General features: G+C 40.2%; 14 protein-coding genes. 8 read left to right on the plus strand and 6 right to left on the minus strand.

Annotation, left to right across the window (positions count from 1 at the left end):
- Window positions 1–90: 90 nt before the first annotated feature.
- The 3 genes from AAH582_RS21615 to AAH582_RS21625 all read left to right on the plus strand — a co-directional run bounded on the left by AAH582_RS21615 (window position 91) and on the right by AAH582_RS21625 (window position 4686).
- Window positions 91–1944, plus strand: a complete 1854-nt coding sequence (locus AAH582_RS21615; RefSeq protein ID WP_046671955.1) for a DNA topoisomerase IV subunit B — start codon at window positions 91–93, stop codon at window positions 1942–1944.
- Window positions 1945–1981: 37 nt separating this feature from the next.
- The gene (gene purU, locus AAH582_RS21620; protein ID WP_046671954.1) at window positions 1982–2824 is read left to right on the plus strand and encodes a formyltetrahydrofolate deformylase; all 843 of its coding nucleotides are present in this window, start codon (window positions 1982–1984) and stop codon (window positions 2822–2824) included.
- Window positions 2825–2907: 83 nt separating this feature from the next.
- The gene (locus AAH582_RS21625) at window positions 2908–4686 is read left to right on the plus strand and encodes a hypothetical protein (protein WP_343320521.1); all 1779 of its coding nucleotides are present in this window, start codon (window positions 2908–2910) and stop codon (window positions 4684–4686) included.
- A gap of 78 nt (window positions 4687–4764) precedes the next feature.
- On the opposite strand, the gene AAH582_RS21630 is transcribed toward AAH582_RS21625, so the two are convergent.
- From AAH582_RS21630 to AAH582_RS21640, 3 genes are all read right to left on the minus strand, one after another.
- Complete coding sequence (locus AAH582_RS21630; protein ID WP_343320523.1) at window positions 4765–5670, minus strand: class I SAM-dependent methyltransferase; 906 nt, start codon at window positions 5668–5670, stop codon at window positions 4765–4767.
- A 107-nt stretch (window positions 5671–5777) separates the two neighbouring features.
- Entirely contained in the window at window positions 5778–6536 is a 759-nt protein-coding gene (locus AAH582_RS21635; RefSeq protein ID WP_343320525.1) for an ABC transporter ATP-binding protein, read from the minus strand.
- A gap of 9 nt (window positions 6537–6545) precedes the next feature.
- Window positions 6546–7280, minus strand: a complete 735-nt coding sequence (locus AAH582_RS21640) for an MlaE family ABC transporter permease (RefSeq protein ID WP_046671950.1) — start codon at window positions 7278–7280, stop codon at window positions 6546–6548.
- A 246-nt stretch (window positions 7281–7526) separates the two neighbouring features.
- Between AAH582_RS21640 and AAH582_RS21645 the strand changes: the two genes are divergently transcribed.
- Together AAH582_RS21645 and ispG are read left to right on the plus strand one after the other, a co-directional pair.
- Window positions 7527–8474, plus strand: a complete 948-nt coding sequence (locus tag AAH582_RS21645; protein WP_343320528.1) for a LiaI-LiaF-like domain-containing protein — start codon at window positions 7527–7529, stop codon at window positions 8472–8474.
- A 45-nt stretch (window positions 8475–8519) separates the two neighbouring features.
- Window positions 8520–10535 carry a (E)-4-hydroxy-3-methylbut-2-enyl-diphosphate synthase gene (gene ispG, locus AAH582_RS21650; protein WP_343320530.1) on the plus strand — a complete coding sequence of 672 codons (2016 nt, stop codon included), beginning with the start codon at window positions 8520–8522 and terminating at the stop codon, window positions 10533–10535.
- A gap of 120 nt (window positions 10536–10655) precedes the next feature.
- Here the strand turns inward: ispG and AAH582_RS21655 are convergent, their stop codons facing one another.
- Complete coding sequence (locus tag AAH582_RS21655) at window positions 10656–11090, minus strand: T9SS type A sorting domain-containing protein (protein WP_343320532.1); 435 nt, start codon at window positions 11088–11090, stop codon at window positions 10656–10658.
- A 259-nt stretch (window positions 11091–11349) separates the two neighbouring features.
- Here AAH582_RS21655 and AAH582_RS21660 point away from each other — a divergent pair, with 259 nt between their 5' ends.
- Together AAH582_RS21660 and rlmF are read left to right on the plus strand one after the other, a co-directional pair.
- The gene (locus tag AAH582_RS21660; protein ID WP_046671947.1) at window positions 11350–13296 is read left to right on the plus strand and encodes a KUP/HAK/KT family potassium transporter; all 1947 of its coding nucleotides are present in this window, start codon (window positions 11350–11352) and stop codon (window positions 13294–13296) included.
- A gap of 77 nt (window positions 13297–13373) precedes the next feature.
- On the plus strand, window positions 13374–14285 hold the full coding sequence (gene rlmF / locus AAH582_RS21665; RefSeq protein WP_046671946.1) for a 23S rRNA (adenine(1618)-N(6))-methyltransferase RlmF: 912 nt from the start codon (window positions 13374–13376) through the stop codon (window positions 14283–14285).
- Window positions 14286–14371: 86 nt separating this feature from the next.
- Here the strand turns inward: rlmF and AAH582_RS21670 are convergent, their stop codons facing one another.
- Window positions 14372–16066 carry an amino acid permease gene (locus AAH582_RS21670; RefSeq protein WP_046671945.1) on the minus strand — a complete coding sequence of 565 codons (1695 nt, stop codon included), beginning with the start codon at window positions 16064–16066 and terminating at the stop codon, window positions 14372–14374.
- A gap of 80 nt (window positions 16067–16146) precedes the next feature.
- A complete protein-coding gene (locus AAH582_RS21675; protein ID WP_046671944.1) occupies window positions 16147–16830 on the minus strand; it encodes an ACP phosphodiesterase in 684 nt (227 codons plus the stop codon).
- Window positions 16831–16933: 103 nt separating this feature from the next.
- Between AAH582_RS21675 and tyrS the strand changes: the two genes are divergently transcribed.
- Window positions 16934–18217 (plus strand): tyrosine--tRNA ligase, encoded by a 1284-nt coding sequence (gene tyrS, locus AAH582_RS21680; RefSeq protein WP_046671943.1) that lies wholly within the window; start codon window positions 16934–16936, stop codon window positions 18215–18217.
- Window positions 18218–18264: the final 47 nt, after the last annotated feature.

Consider the following 18264-nt stretch of genomic DNA (forward strand, 5'->3'; position numbering starts at 1 on the left):
AAACTGACGATATCTAAAAAATTTAGCCTTTTAAACTACTTATCGTAGTTTATTTTTTTTACTTTTGTTAGCTAAGTTCTACAAAAATTTATGAGTACATATAACGAAGACAGCATTAGGTCCCTGGATTGGAAAGAGCATATCCGCCTCCGTCCGGGAATGTACATTGGAAAGTTGGGGGACGGTTCGGCCTATGATGATGGTATTTATGTTTTATTGAAGGAGGTCGTTGACAACTCGATTGATGAGTTTGTTATGGGTGCAGGTAAAACCATTGATATCACGGTAAACGAAAATAAAGTTTCGGTACGCGATTATGGCCGTGGAATTCCAATTGGTTCCGTGGTTGATGTTGTTTCTAAAATCAATACGGGTGGTAAATATGATAGTAAGGCTTTCCAAAAGTCCGTCGGTTTAAATGGTGTCGGTACCAAAGCGGTGAATGCACTGTCCAGCCAGTTCACCGTCCAGTCATACCGTCAAAATATAACACGCATTGCCCAATTCTCCAAAGGAGAATTAGTCAATGATGAACAAAAAGATACCACGCAACGGAATGGTACAGCTGTAACATTCTATCCAGACGATTCTATTTTCAGAAATTACAAATACCGTCCCGAATTTGTGGAGAATATGATCTGGAACTATGTTTTTCTAAATTCAGGTCTTACGATCAACTTCAATGGCCAAAAATTTGTTTCTGAGCACGGACTAAAAGATCTGTTGGAACGAAATATTGATGCCGAATCCATGCGCTACCCAATTATCCACTTACGGGGGGATGATATTGAAATCGCGATGACTCACGGCCAGCAATATGGAGAAGAATATTATTCTTTTGTCAACGGTCAGCATACCACGCAAGGTGGAACACACCAGGCAGCCTTCCGTGAAGCACTAGTCAAAACAATCCGCGAGTTCTATAAAAAAGAATTTGATGCATCGGATATTCGCTCCTCGATCATTGGCGCCATCGCCATCAAAGTGCAGGAGCCTGTTTTTGAATCTCAAACCAAAACCAAACTAGGCTCACAGAGCGTGGGCCCTGATGGACCCACGGTAAGAGGATTCATTAATGACTTTGTCAAAAAAGCATTGGATGATTACTTGCATAAAAATCCAGCTACAGCAGATGCCCTTCAAAAACGTATCCTACAGTCTGAGCGTGAACGTAAGGATATCGCCGGCATTAAAAAACTAGCCAACGAAAGAGCGAAGAAAGCCTCTTTGCACAACCGTAAACTACGTGACTGCAAGGTGCACTTCAGCGATAAAAATGAACGTAACCAAGAAACAACCCTGTTTATCACCGAAGGGGATTCTGCATCCGGTTCCATTACCAAATCGCGCGATGTACAAACTCAGGCCGTATTCAGTCTAAAAGGAAAACCGCTAAATTCCTACGGTATGTCCAAAAAGATTGTTTATGAAAACGAAGAATTTAACCTCTTGCAACATGCGCTTAATATTGAAGACGGCCTCGATGGACTACGCTATAACAATATCGTAATCGCTACCGATGCCGACGTCGACGGCATGCACATCCGTCTGTTGTTATTGACATTTTTCTTACAGTTTTTTCCAGACCTTGTCAAAGCTGGCCACGTTTCCATCTTACAGACACCGCTTTTCCGTGTCCGCAATAAAAAGGAAACGATCTATTGCTATTCCGACGAAGAACGACAAAAAGCAATCGCAAAATTAGGCGCTAAACCTGAAATTACCCGATTCAAAGGTTTAGGTGAGATATCACCTTCCGAATTTGGATTGTTTATCGGAAAAGATATCCGTCTTGACCCGGTTATCTTGTCCAAAGACAATAAGATTCAACAACTATTAGAATATTACATGGGCAAAAACACACCAGACCGACAAAAGCATATTGTCGAAAATCTACGTGTTGAAGTTGACCTTGAAGAAGAACTAACAAAAAAAGCGGGTTAAAATAACCCGCTTTTTTACCAACCTACAACCACCTTTCATGCACAACCAAACCTTAATTCTGATCCAATGTCAAGATGCCGTTGGATTAGTTGCCAACATTTCAAATACGCTGGCAAAATATCAACTCAATATTGTCACCATGCGCGAATATGTGGATGAAGAAGCCAACAAATTTTTCGTGCGTGTCGTGTGTAACGGTCTCGTGCCTGAGCAAAAACAGCTTTCCGATTCCCTTACCGAAGTACTTCCTCCGTCCGCTCAGATACAGATAAACCCCAATAACCGCAAAAAAATCGTCGTCCTCGTAACCAAAGAGCATCACTGCCTTGCCGATATCCTGGTACGACAACACTTCGAAACATGGGGAGCGGAAGTGCAGGCCGTAATTGGTAATTATGAATCACTACGCGCCTTTACGGAAAAGTTTGATATCCCATTTCATTGTATCTCACATGAAAACCTGACAAAGGAAACATTCGAGAAACAACTGATCGCACAAATCCAAAACTATAATTTCGATTACATCATTCTGGCGAAGTTCATGCGGATCTTATCTCCTCAGTTTGTCAGTACCTTTGAAAATAAACTGGTCAACATACACCACTCATTTCTCCCTGCTTTTATTGGTGCCAATCCGTACAAGCAGGCGCATGCAAGAGGTGTTAAGATCATCGGTGCCACAGCGCATTTCGTTACCGACCAACTCGATGAAGGCCCCATAATCGTACAGGATATACGGCATGTCAATCACACCTATACTGTAAAAGATATGATTACTGCCGGAAAAGAAATAGAGAAGGCTGTTTTAAGCCGAGCAATTCGTCTGCTTAGCGAAGATCGTGTGATGCGTAATGATTATAAAACCATTGTATTTGAATAATGATTACAATCATTTCCCGATAAAACAATCATTACTTTTTTTTAGCGTTATTCTCCATTATTTCGTAAAAGAAATATTTAAGAATGACGCATACTTTTCATATCCCCGTATTAGGCTTAGCTTTCTCCATCGACTCAGCACTTAAGGTCGGACAATACGGCATTTCTACCGTAATGTCTATTGTTGACGATGAACTCATCGAGCGCATGCGCCGCTATTACTGCGGACAATATCAAATCCCCGATCGCCCGATCGCCAAAACCGAAGAAGATTACCGGGCAAAAAGAATTACGGCCTATCTCAATCTTGTACAGTTTGTAGTGAATAAGCAAGTCGCCGCCTTGAAGCGTCAACCCTTTACCGAAAATTCGGAACTTACCAAATATTTTCAGCTCTTACCCGATTCACATCCTTCAAAACCGATTTATCATGCAATGGAAATTGAAACCAATCGCGCGATTAAAACCGAACTGCAAGATCTATTGATCAATTACGTCAAAGCGGGAGATATCGATGTTAATATTATGTCCAAAGTAGATAAAATGAATTACCAGGATGGCAACCTATTGGATCAGCGTTATTCTGATGCTTCAGCAGCCTTACGTGGTTTCGCAAATTCCACTTTACATTCCTCGCTTATCCTTTCCGCAGGAATGAATCCACACCTATATGCTTACCTCGCTGAATTACCGGCTTTCTTCCCGAATAGTGAAGGTCGTTTTGACAAAAAGGTCGTTTTGAAAGTAAGTGACTTTCGATCGGCACTCATCCAGGCAAAATATCTCGCTAAGCGCGGTGTTTGGGTGTCCGAATTCAGAATAGAATCCGGTTTGAACTGTGGCGGTCACGCTTTCGCAACCGATGGTTTCCTTCTGGGACCAATCCTTCAAGAATTTAAAGAGAAAAAAGAAAGTTTGAAAACCGAACTTTTCGAGATTTATCACGAACACTGGTCTTCCCAGGAGCGCTCAGTAACGACTCCTCCCATCATCAAATATACAGTTCAAGGCGGTGTGGGAACCGCTTCAGAACATCAGTTCTTGCTAGACTATTATGGATTCGATGCTGTAGGATGGGGATCCCCATTCCTGATGGTCCCTGAAGCAACCACAGTAGATCAAGAAACCCTGAAAGCATTGGAAACCGCCGAGCAAGAAGATTTCTACTGTAGCGGAGCATCTCCATTGGGAATTCCCTTTAACAACTTTAGACAAAGTAGCGCGGAGTACCTACGATTGGATCGTATAAAAAAAGGTCGCCCCGGTAGCCCGTGTAAAAAAGAATACCTTATTTCGAACACAGCGTTTGGGGATAAACCGATCTGCACCGCATCACGTGCCTATCAACATCAAAAAATCCAGGAACTGCAAAAACAAAACCTGTCCGCTGCAGAATACGATAAAGCCTTTGACGCTATTACAGAAAAAACCTGTCTTTGTGAAGGACTCGCAGCACCCGCCTATCTCAAGTATAATATCCAAAAGAACAAAGAACAAACAGCTGTATCCATCTGCCCAGGCCCAAATCTTGTCTGGTTCAAAAAACAATATTCTTTGCGGGAAATGATCGACCACATCTATGGCCGTATTTCAGTTTTCGAAAATGACAACAGACCCTTTGTTATGATTAATGAACTCAACCTTTATATCGATCATATTCAAAAATATGTCACCGACAATAAAAATATCATGAACGATAAAAAAATAAAATATGTAGCCAAATTCAAAGCACAATTACAAGCTGGAATAGCTTATTACAACGAACTTACCCAGCACTTATCACTTATTCCACACGACATCAGCACAGCGATACCCAGACAACTTGAATTGGCATCACTACGTTTAAAAAACATACCTATATAACCCCCTAATATAACTTTAAACAAACACGGGGCGCTTAAACAAGCGCCCCGTATGTTATGAGGAATCTTTTGATAAGCCTTACTTCGCTATTTTACGGAATTTACCAAATACGCCAAGTGGAAGTTTTGGTCCTGCAGTTGCCTGTAAAAACAACTCGCCTATTTCTAAGTTCTCCACTTTTGGAAAAGCCGTCTTAATTAAATTTTCAACAATAACAGAGGAAAAACCTAATGAATACGTATTTAAAATCAAGAAATGTTCTTTAGGATCCAGTAGTTGAACGACCTCAGTCATCATTTCCATAATATGGTCTTCCAATTTCCATTTCTCGCCCTTCGGTCCATGCCCGTACGCCGGGGGGTCCAAAATAATCCCATTATAGGTATTGCCTCTTTTCAGCTCACGTTTTACAAACTTCAAAGCATCTTCAACTACCCAACGAATGTTATCCAAATTGGAAATTTCCATGTTTTCATTCGCCCAGGTAACCACCTGTTTAATTGAATCTACGTGAGTTGTATCCGCACCTGCAGCTTTCGCTATTAAAGATGCTCCACCAGTATATGCAAAAAGATTTAGAACCTTCGGTTTCTCCGTCTTAAATGAACGAACAGATTCCGAAATATAGTCCCAATTTACAGCCTGCTCCGGAAATATACCAACGTGTTTAAAAGATGTCAGGCCCAATCTAAATTTGATGGCCACATCCTCATTTTTATATTCGATATGCCAACGGTCTTGGATCTTTGGATTTTTCTTCAACCATTCTCCAGAAGTAGCCGAACGACCTTTGAATTTGATATGATAACGCTTATTCCACTCCGCATCACTCATTGCCTTAGGCCATACAGCCTGAGGTTCTGGCCTGATTAAAATTAAATCACCAAAACGCTCCAGTTTTTCAAAATCACCACAGTCAATGAGTTCATAGTCCTTCCAATGCTGTGGGGTCAATAGTTGTATATGTGTTGCTGCCAAAATCAAAATTTTCCGACAAAACTAAGCTAAATTTCAATATAAAAGAAATCTGCATGATGCTAACGCAGATCAAACACATAAAATTACGCGCAATAAGACCCTGTTCTCAACCGTTATTGACCCATAGAAGCCTTTGCACTTTTCATTAATGGGCTTGCAAAAACAAAATTGTTCAATTCCGCCACATCCGATCGCATCATATCCTTATTGGAACCTTCCCAGAATTTCTCGCCCTTATAGAGAAACAAAATATACTCACCGATTCCCATCACTGAATTCATATCATGTGTAACAACGACTGTCGTACATTTCAACTCTTGCGTAATTTTTAACACCAATTCATCAATAACAATCGATGTTTCTGGATCCAATCCCGAATTGGGTTCATCACAAAAAAGGTATTTGGGGTTCATACTAATTGCACGTGCAATTCCAACCCGCTTTTTCATCCCTCCCGAAAGCTCCGCAGGGAACAATTTATTTCTTCCCTCCAGATTAACCTGTTCCAGACAATGATTTGCCCGGTCTAATTTCTCCGATTTGGACATCTCCGTAAACATGTCCAACGAAAACATAATATTCTGTTCGACGGTCATCGAATCAAACAGGGCTGAATTTTGAAAAAGCATCCCTATTTCTTTTCGAATAGGAACACGCTCTTCAAAATTCATCCGAGTAAAATCCTTGCCATCAAAAATCACCTTTCCTTTTTCCGGTTGGTGCAGGCCCACGATACATTTCAATAAAGTACTCTTTCCCGAACCCGATCCTCCAATAATCAAACTCACCTTTCCAGGTTCGAAATTTGCACTGATACCTTTCAGCACATGGTTGTCCCCAAACGACTTGTTAATATCTTCGATTTGAATCATAAAATCTTTTTAAAGCATTAATGCGGTTATCACATAATCCGCCGCAAGAATAGTTATACAGCCAACGACAACTGCTTCCGTACTAGCTTGCCCCACTTCCAAAGCTCCCCCCTTCACATTATACCCTTTATAAGCTGATATCGAGGTAATAATAAACCCAAAAACAACAGCTTTAACAAGGGCAACAGTGACCGTAAAACCGTTGAAGCCATCTTGAATTCCTAAAATATAATCCGCCTGTGTCACAGCTCCCGAAAGGGATCCACCTAACAAACCACCCACCAAGGCGCACACGATGGAAATAATAACCAACATCGGAATCATGGTGATACCCGCCAATATCTTGGGTAATATCAAATAACCAGGAGCATTGATCCCCATAATTTCCAAAGCATCAATCTGCTCTGTAACACGCATGGATCCAATCTGTGAAGATATAGACGACCCAATTTTCCCCATTAAGACCAATCCCGAAATCGTTGGCCCCAATTCCAAAATATTTGAATCCCGGTTGATCGAACCTATAATAGAATTTGGGATCAAGTCGGAAACCATCTGAAAGGCAATTTGCATCGTCATAACAGCTCCAATGAAGGTGGAAATAATAACGATAAGCCCAAGAGATCCTATACCAATATCGGTCATTGCCAATACGGTTTCCTTCCAATAAATTCGACCTTTCTCCGGTCTTTTAAAAACTGATTTCAGGAGTATGAGGTATGCACCAATGTGATGAAAGATCATATAATCTATTTAATTTCAATGTAATACGCCAATTCAACGGCTATACTGAGCCAAGCTATCCATTAAAGGTAATTAATTCCAGCAAATATATAAACAAGCAAAAACCCAAAAAGTATACGAAAAACGAAATTACTTACCGATCAATTAGTCACATTTACCGATTTTTTATGTATAATAGCCTAAACATTCATACGGTATCTCCCAAAGCGACTTACTTTTGAGATATATTAACAAACGGAATTAGTTATGAATACACGAAGAATAACAACTGGTATCACCATTCTCTTTATAGGAGTTGTCTTATTATTATCACAGCTCGACACGATTTCTTTCAACTGGGCAGGTATTTTTAGATACTGGCCGCTGTTTATTGTCCTTGCCGGAATTCGTATGCTGGTACCCAAAGACCAACAGATTGGACAGTTTGTCGCCATCGGTTCTACCGTCGTAATTTTAGGCTTTTTGACTTACATAGGGCTGTCTACACCAAAGGAACCACTTTTAACACAGCTTTTAAAAAGTAAAGGCGTCAACATCAATGTAGACGATCCCAACGATAAAACAAATTATACAACAGAAAAATTAAACGTCCCGCTAGACGATAAAATCCATAGTGCTACTTTAAACCTCGATTTGGGGGCAACTTCATTAAGAAATGATAGCAGCACTACTTCAGAAATCTTCTCGGCATTTAACACATCAAAAGAATATCTACTGGGCATAACTGTACATGGAGAATCTGCAGACAAATTAGATATCAACCTAAAGGGAAAATTCAAAAACAAGGGGTTTAACAGCAAAAACAACAATACGTTTATCGCTTTAAACCCCAACATCCTATGGAATCTGAATTTTGATGTAGGTGCAATTGATGCCAGGTTAGATCTTTCACCCTACAAGATAGAAACATTGGACATTGATGCTGGAGCGACTAGCCTAAAGTTAAAATTAGGTCAACCGCTGGCAACAACTAAAATTTCCATGGATGCCGGAGCCTCCTCTATTGAAATCTCCATCCCAAAAAATGCGGCCTGCCGTATTACAAGTGACAATGCATTATCCTCGACAGATTATGAGGGTGATTTCCTAAAAAGTGAAGGCGAAGTAAAATCGACAAATTACGACTCTGCTGCTCAAAAATTCGATTTCGACATCAACGGTGGCATCGCGTCAATAAAAATTAGAAGATATTAATTGACACCCAATTTTTAGTCAAGAAAAGCTAACTTTGTGTTAGATATGGACACAAGTAATATGTTGACATTACCTGGAATCTATTGCAATTCCAAGGTAGATTATTCGAGATGGAAAACAAGGGAAATTCAGATCGGTGATATTCCCATGGGTGGCGATAATCCCATTCGTATTCAAAGTATGACTACGGTAGATACAATGAATACGATGGGCTCAGTTGAGCAGACCATTCGAATGGTAGAGGCGGGCTGCGAATACGTTCGTATTACCGCTCCAAGTATTAAAGAAGCACAAAATTTAGCTAACATAAAAAATGAACTTCGCAGAAGAGGCTATAAGGTCCCTTTAGTCGCTGATATTCATTTTACACCAAATGCTGCCGAGGTCGCTGCGCGTATCGTCGAGAAAGTAAGGGTCAATCCCGGTAACTATGCAGACAAGAAGAAATTTGATCAGCTATCTTATACCGATGCTGAATACAAGCGCGAGTTAGATCGCATCTATCAAAAATTCACTCCGCTCGTAAATATCTGTAAGGAAAATGGTACCGCCATGCGTATTGGTACCAACCACGGCTCGCTTTCGGATAGGATCATGAGTCATTATGGTGACACCCCGGAAGGGATGGTCGAATCTGCCATGGAGTTTATCCGGATGTGTGAAGATCTGAGTTTCTACAATCTCTGTATCTCCATGAAATCGTCCAATCCGCAGGTCATGGTTAAAGCCTATCGATTGCTGGTCGAAAAAATGGTTTCCGAAAACATGAATTATCCCCTACATCTCGGCGTAACTGAAGCTGGAGACGGTGAAGATGGTCGTGTAAAATCTGCCGTTGGTATCGGAACGCTTTTGGAAGATGGACTGGGCGATACGGTACGTGTATCGTTAACCGAAGAGCCTGAACGGGAAGCTCCAGTTGCTATAGCACTTGTCAATAGATATAGCAAAAGAAAGGCAAACATCGCGAGTCAGCCCAAACAAGAGATTGTTCAGCTCTCTCCGGAGACACCTCATATTCCTTATGCCAGCCAAGAAGTAAATACTTTCATCGGTGGCTCTTTGGTCCCAAGGATTGTGGTCGACATTTCTAAGGAAAATCTGAAAGACGCTCAGATCCTTACCAAAGTAGGTTATCGCTATGATATTCTATTAGATAAATACCACATGGGTGAGCAGTCTGTAGACTTTGTTTATCTCGCAGACAGTTTACCATCCTTTACGATGCCGGCAAATCTGAAGCAAGTATATAACTATAATACTTGGTCAAAACTTACCGATCAAACCAATATTCATCCCCTCTTTACCTTAGAGGAATTCGTCAAGTCAGATACAGACAATAGGGATAAAGTCCTGAATATGGTCAAAATCTCTAATTCGGACCTATTAACCCCATTGTTTGAATCCTTACAGCTAGACAAAACTGTCGTATTTATACTAGAAACCAATTACTTGCACGGTATGGCAGATCAAAGACAGTTTTTTCGAAATCTGCAGGAAATCGGCATCGACAATCCTGTCATTATCAAGCGTTCTTATTTAGCGGAAGATTTCTCAGGGCCCATTGGTGATTTTATGAATCCCGAGGAACCGATATCAAAAATACAGCTGTATGCTTCTACAGATCTAGGCGCATTATTAATCGATGGTTTAGGTTCAGGAATCTGGATTGACTCTCCGGCAACGGCATTGGAAAATATCGCCTCACTTTCGTTCGGAATTTTACAGGCGACACGATCCAGAATATCCAAGACAGAATATATTTCCTGTCCAAGCTGTGGCAGAACCTTATTTGATCTCCAAGAAACCACGCAGATGATCCGAAGCCGTACCAATCACTTAAAAGGCTTAAAAATTGGAATCATGGGCTGTATTGTTAATGGCCCTGGAGAAATGGCAGATGCAGACTATGGTTATGTTGGAGCGGGCCCTGATAAAGTGACATTATATAGAGGTCAGCAGGTGGTTAAGAAAAATGTGAGTTCAGCCCATGCCTTAGATGAATTGATCAAGATCATTCAAGATGATGGTCTGTGGATCGAAGAAATACAACAAGACTAAAATTAACAGATCAAGCCATACATAAAACAGCAAAGGGAATCAAATGATTCCCTTTGCTGTTTTATGTATATGTGTAAACTTACCTTACAAGTTACCTTTTTATCATAATATGTTACATTCTTATCGAACAGAAAATCTTTTCACCACAGTTTCAGAACCAGCAACTACCCGTACAAAATAAAACCCTGTCGTTAATTTTCCGCCATGCTCAAAGGAAAGGTTTTGAATTCCTGAATCTAGATTACCATTCATTAATTGGAGAATCTCATTGCCCAATGCATCCATTACTTTGATAGACACACTCGACGATTTTGCCAATTTAAAAGAAAGATTTATCTGTTCCGCAATCGGATTGTAGAAAACCTTTACATTATTGATAAGTTTCTCTGTCTCCTTGATGTTATTATCTTCTCCGAATGCCTCACCGCCGTTCCAAATATGTTGCGAAATAGTATGGTCATAAGGAGACTTTGCATACACCCGAGCCACTCCGTTGCACCATGGTAGTGCGGATATAAGTGTTAAACAAGCTGCTTTAAGTAGATTTCTCCCCATAGTGTTAAATTAGACTTCAAATACTGGTTACGGTTTAATCAAATATAACGCTAACTATTTGAATTATCAACAACAAAGTTAGTATTTTGTTTAAAAGTTTTTCAGCAAATAGATTCATTCTAAGTTTCTTTTAACAAATTTTAACAGCTCTTGCGCATGTCAAAGTAAATGCTAAAATTTGGCGCAGGAAATGTACCTACTTAAAGTACAGGCAAAAAGTATATTTTTGCAGTATATTTTGAAATAAAATAATTGATAAATGGCAGACAACAGTCATCACAACAGTATCAATAAGGTGAGTTTCGCCGGATTATTGATCAGTTTAGGAATCGTTTTTGGAGATATCGGAACTTCTCCATTGTATGTTTTCAAAGCAATCATGGGACAAGGAGCCATTCAAAAAGACTTAGTCTTGGGCGGACTATCCTGTGTTTTTTGGACACTGACCCTTCAGACAACAGTAAAGTATGTTTGGATTACACTCCGGGCGGACAATAAAGGTGAAGGCGGTATCCTATCCCTTTATTCCTTGGTACGCAAGCGTGCTCCTTGGTTAATTTTCCCGGCGATGATCGGTGCAGCGACCTTATTAGCAGACGGAATGATCACCCCTGCCATCACAATATCCTCGGCTATTGAAGGTTTGGATCTCAAATTCCCAGGATTACCTACAGTACCTATCGTAGTTACGATTATCTCGCTATTGTTTATTATTCAACGATTTGGAACATCTGTAGTAGGAAAGGTTTTTGGCCCATTGATGACCATCTGGTTTACAATCATTGGTGTAATCGGTTTATCTCATCTTCACCTTGCACCAGAAGTAATGAAAGCAATAAACCCCTATTATGCTTTCCATATTTTGATTACCTACCCCCATTCACTATTACTGATCGGTGCTGTATTCTTGTGTACTACAGGTGCCGAAGCATTGTATTCGGATATGGGACACTGTGGTAAAAACAATATCCGCATCAGCTGGATCTACGTAAAAATCACACTTATACTAAATTATTTCGGACAAGGAGCTTGGTTATTGACACAGGAAGGACGTGTCCTTGGAGGTGAAAATCCGTTCTACTCCATCATGCCCGATTGGTTTATCGGTTACGGTATCGCCATTGCGACGATTGCAGCGGTCATCGCCAGTCAAGCCATGATATCCGGATCTTATACCCTAATTTCGGAAGCAGTACGGTTAAATATATGGCCTAAAGTGGCTATCCGTTACCCCAGTGAACATAAGGGACAGTTGTATGTACCATCCATCAATTTAATTTTATGGGTCGGTTGTATGATTGTCATCTGGGTTTTTGAAGAATCAAGTCGAATGGATGCAGCCTATGGTCTTGCGATCAATTTAACGGTATTGATGACCACGATCTTGATGGGATACTTCCTCGCCATGAAAAAAGTCAACCGTGTACTAATTGCGGTATTTTTGATTGCTTATTTTGTTATTGAACTAACTTTCTTAATAGGAAATGGTGTCAAAATAGCCCATGGTGGTTGGCTGACCCTTCTGCTTGCAACTGCGCTATATATAACAATGTATTGCTGGTACACGGCGCGAAAAATTAAAAATCGTTTTGTTAACTTCATTAACATCAATAAATACTACCCTATTATCTCCGAATTGAGTGAGGACAAATCGGTCCCCCCTTATGCATCACATTTGGTTTATCTGACAAGTGCAAATTTCAAATCCGAGATAGAGGCTAAAATTATTTATTCAATTATTAATAAAAAGCCAAAGCGTGCGGATGTATATTGGCTGGTCCACGTTGATGTGATGGATCATCCACATACAAAAGAATATTCAATCGATCAGCTTATCCCAGGTAAATTAATACGGGTTGATTTTAAACTTGGCTTTAGAGAGGAACAGCGCATCAGTCTACTATTCAGAAAAGTAGTTGAGGAAATGGTGAAAAAAGGTGAAATTGACATCACCAGTCAATACGACACCCTACGTAAACACAATATTCCCGGTGACTTTAAGTTTGTTGTTTTGGAAAAAGTACTCTCCAAAACCAATCAGATGACATGGATAGAAAAAGTAATTATGGACATCTATGGTTACCTCAAAAAAATGAGTTTGTCCGAAGAAAAAGGTTTCGGTTTAGATTCCAGCTTTGTTACAATTGAACGGGTTCCGCTCAATTTTCCACAGACTTCAGAGGTCCATCTCATACGGAAAGATTAAGACTCCTCAAGGTGATGCTCAGGCATCACCTTTTTTATTCAATAGAATTGCATTACTTTTGTTGCAAATAATACATCATGGCAGACGCTAATCCAAAAAAGAAATTACATCCTAGAAATAGACATCTCGATAACTACAATTTTGAAGAATTGAGCAAAGTGGAACCTTCGCTCAAAGATTTTGTTATAGAAAATGCATATAAAGTAAAATCGATCGATTTTAACAATCCCGATGCTGTTAAAACGTTAAACAAGGCACTTCTAAAAAAATATTACCACATTCAACACTGGGATATCCCCAAAGAGAATCTTTGCCCCCCTATTCCGGGCCGGGCAGATTATATTCATTATATCGCAGACGTTCTTGCAAGGGACAATAATGGTGAAATTCCAAAAGGCGGAAATATACATGTCCTCGACATCGGTGTTGGTGCAAATTGTATCTACCCCATCATAGGACATCAGGAGTATGGATGGAGCTTTGTCGGATCTGAAATTATCAAGAGCGCATACAAAAATGCGATCGAGATCACACGGACAAATATGAGCTTAAAAAAGAGCATACAAATCCGTCTTCAAAATAACCCGAAAGCCATATTCAAAGATATTATTCTTCCAGGTGAGAAATATGATGTGGTGATCTGTAATCCCCCATTTTTTAGCTCTCAAACCGAGGCTCTACAGCAATCTATCCGTAAGACCACAGGTATTAAAGACGCTAAAATAAACGAAAAACCTGTCACACAGGCATTTTCTGGACAAGGAAGCGAGTTGTGGTGTGATGGTGGTGAAAAAGCGTTCTTGTCACGCATGATCTTTGAAAGCCAATTTCACAAAGATCAAGTAAAATGGTTCACAACATTAGTTGCCCACCGTGAAGACATTCGCTTTCTACAGCACAAACTAAAGAAAATAGACGTAAAAGAGAGCGAAGTGATCCGCATGGAACAAGGCAATAAGGTAAGCCGAATCCTTTTGTGGAGATTCTAAGACGTCATGATATTCAAAGAAAAGGAGCTATCTTTTATCAGATAGCTCCTTTTCTTTGATCCATTATTGTACAAGATCTCTCCTAACTATACTTGTGGCTGTTTATTTAATTTCGAATGCTTATAGCCATACATAAAATATACAGCCAATCCAATCACAAGCCAGATCACAAATATTATCCAGTTACTTGCCCCCAGTTCAGTCATTAAATACAGATTGATCAGGATACCAACGACAGGCAATAGAGAAAAGTTCATTTTAAAGCTATAAATACCCAATCCAAGCCACGTTAACCAAAATATAATGACCAACATTTTATGTTCTAGAATTTCAAGGATGGTAAGCGATTTCCACTCCTCTACCGTCTCCTGCGCATAGCTAAAAATAAACACAATAGCAATCAGTAGCCCTGCACCAACCAAATACTTACCGTTGATGTAAGGAACTTTAAATTTGGATTTTGCCGATAAGCCCGAATAATCCATATACAATACACCAGCACACACAAGGATGAAGGCAAAAAAGGTACCGACGCTCGTTAGATCCACAAAGAAATCCATTTTAAAAAATAACGAAGGGATAGCAACCACCAAACCCGTTACAATAGTCGCAAATGAAGGTGTTTTATATTTTGGGTGGATGGTCGCAAATTTTTTCCACAACAAACCATCCCGACTCATCGTCATCCAGATTCTTGGTTGCGCCAATTGATACACCAGCAAGGCACTGGTGATGGCAATCACAGAGGTCACCGATATAATTCCGGCCATATGGTCAAAGCCCACATATTTAAACACGAAAGCAAGCGGATCCTTCACATTTAATTCGGTGTAATTAACCATACCCGTCAAGACCAAGGTAATAGCGACATACAACACTGTACAAATCAATAGACAATAAATCATGGCCTTAGGCAGATCGCGCTGTGGGTTTTTACACTCTTCGGCAGTTGTGGAGATCGAATCGAATCCGATAAATGCAAAGAAAACCGCGGCCACACTCCCAAGTACACCTTTGAGGCCGTTCGGCGCAAAAGGTGTCCAATTTTCAGGTTTGACGAAAAAGATACCCCCAAAAATTACGGCCAAGATAATCGCTACCTTGATCATAACCATGATCATACTCGCTTTCTGCGACTCTTTGATTCCGATATAGACCAACCAAGTAACCAAAAATGTAATAATTCCTGCTGGTAAATCGAAAATAATAGGCATTCCCCCTATTCGCGGTGCACTATTAAAAGCATCCAGACCATGCTGGTCGATTGCGGTCAAGGCCGCCGCACCATGTTGGTTCATCTTCTCTACAGCATCATACGCATAGCCTGGTGCCATGGACAACCAAGCCGGTATGTGAAGTCCAAAACCTTCCAGCATAGAGACAAAATACTGTGACCAGGAAATAGCAATAACCGTATTGGAAACAGCATACTCCAAGACCAATGCCCAACCTATAATCCATGCAAACAACTCGCCAAAGGCCACATAAGCGTATGTATATGCTGAGCCCGAAACAGGAACTGTACTGGCAAATTGAGCATAGGCCAATGCCGTAAAAACACAGGCAAAAGCCGTAAAAACGAAGAGAAGTGATACCGCTGGCCCACCTTCATAACTCGCCAATCCAATTGTGCTGAAGATTCCAGCCCCTACAATAGCGGCGATACCCAACGAAACCAGATCTGTTACCCCCAATACCTTTGCAAGGCCTGTCCCCCCCTCTTTTTGGGTGTCATGCAGAATCTGATCAACACTTTTCTTCCGAAAAAGTCTATGTGACATGTAAATTTAGTTTTTGATACTTAAAATTATGCGAAAATAAATATTTTCAAGGTCTTATACTATTGGTATTTTCTGTTGGACTAATTAAAGTCCACCAGCTCATAGTGAATATACTGGTAAATTTCCTGATAATCGGTCATCTGCGTATGTAAATAGGATATCAGCTGTTCTGTCAAAAGCTGTCTTTGCTCCGCCGAAACTTCAAATTGCCACAATCGCTTACAAATATTGAAAAGGGCGCCCGCAATTTTTTCCACCTGTGCATAGTCATAAATATACTTCCACTCAATAAATTGATGATAGAACTTTTCAAACTTAGGAATATCATTCAGTTGATTAATTTTCAAAAACTTCCGAACAGCATCATCATTGACATGCATTAGCGCAGCATAGAATTTATCGATGGAGACCGCTTTATTTTGTGTTAGGATATGATCCAGCAATAGCTCCAACGCAATATGAGCCATAAAAGACGGTCGTATGGGGAGTCCAGCTAAACTAGACTGGATTTTTAGTTTTAGTTGATGTGTATGATGAAAAAAGTAAGGTGAATTGTGAAACAGGCGATCGACCTCGATATGACGATTCCAACCTATATACAATTGCTCCAGTAAGGGATTGTCCAAGAGCTCATCTTCATACTGACGCGGTTTTAGCATAAAGGATTTATCCGCATTTTTTAATAGATCGGGTAACAATCCACCCACCATACGTTCGGGATTGGTTGCAAACCGCTCAAAATAGAAATGTGATAAAAAATTCATACCAGCTTATTAGCGTGTGCTTTTATAGGAAATTATTCGCTCAATATACGCTTAATCTCCTATCTTTGCATCTTGTAAATTAAAAAATTAAATCCATTTAACAATGAGCTTTGTAGAAGAATTACGTTGGAGAGGCATGTTGCAAGATATTATGCCAGGCACTGAGGACTTACTGAATAAAGAAAAAGTCGCTGGTTATATCGGCTTTGATCCCACAGGCGACTCTCTACACGTAGGACACTTGACGCAAATCATGACGTTGATCCATTTCCAAAATGCGGGCCACAAACCAGTTGCTCTGGTTGGCGGAGCGACAGGAATGATCGGAGACCCTTCTTTCAAATCTGCAGAGCGTAACTTGTTGGACGAAGCTACGCTACAGCATAATGTAGCTTGTCTGAAAAAACAGTTAGGCAAATTTCTTGAGTTTGGAGAAGGTGAAAATGATGCCCAAATGGTTAATAATTACGACTGGTTCAAAGACTTTAAATTTCTGGATTTTATTCGTGATATCGGTAAAATGATTACCGTTAACTATATGATGGCAAAAGATTCTGTAAAAAAACGTCTGGAAGGCGACAACGGTCTTTCATTTACAGAGTTTACCTATCAATTGATTCAAGGTTATGACTTCTACTACCTTTGGAAGCACCACAACTGTAAAGTTCAAATGGGTGGCTCCGATCAATGGGGTAATATTGTAACAGGAAGCGAAATGATTCGTCGCCAAGATCAGGGAACAGCCTATGCCATCACCACACAATTAATCAAAAAAGCCGATGGTCAGAAGTTTGGCAAGACCGAATCTGGTGCCGTATGGTTAGATCCAAAGAAAACCTCTCCGTATAAATATTACCAATTTTGGTTGAATACATCAGATGATGATGCCAAAAACTGGATCAAAATTTTTACACTCAAACCTCAGAACGAAATAGAGTCCATTATTGCAGAACATGATGCAGCGCCACACTTACGTTTAGTTCAAAAGGCATTGGCAAAAGATATCACCATTCGTACCCACTCCGAAGAAGCCTATGAAACTGCGATCAAAACTTCTGAATTTCTTTTTGGAAATGGCTCTTTAGAATTCTTGAACAACTTAGATCACGAGGCTGTTCTAGAGGTATTTGAAGGCATTCCTCAGTTTCAGGTCGCTAAAGCGGACCTCGAAGCAGGCATCAATATTCTTGATTTACTAGCTGTTCAGACACAGGTATTCCCTTCCAAAGGGGAAGCCCGCAAAATGCTTCAGGGCGGTGGCGTTTCTATCAATCGAGAAAAAGCAACTGATATTGAAGAGTCAATTACGGAAAATCACCTTGTAAACAATAAATACATTGTTGCACAACGCGGTAAAAAGAATTACTACTTGATTATCGCAGATTAATAATCAGCAGTATTCAGATTTAATTAATCCATAAACATAAAAAAGTC

Source organism: Sphingobacterium multivorum (genome assembly GCF_039511225.1).
Taxonomy (GTDB): Bacteria; Bacteroidota; Bacteroidia; order Sphingobacteriales; family Sphingobacteriaceae; genus Sphingobacterium.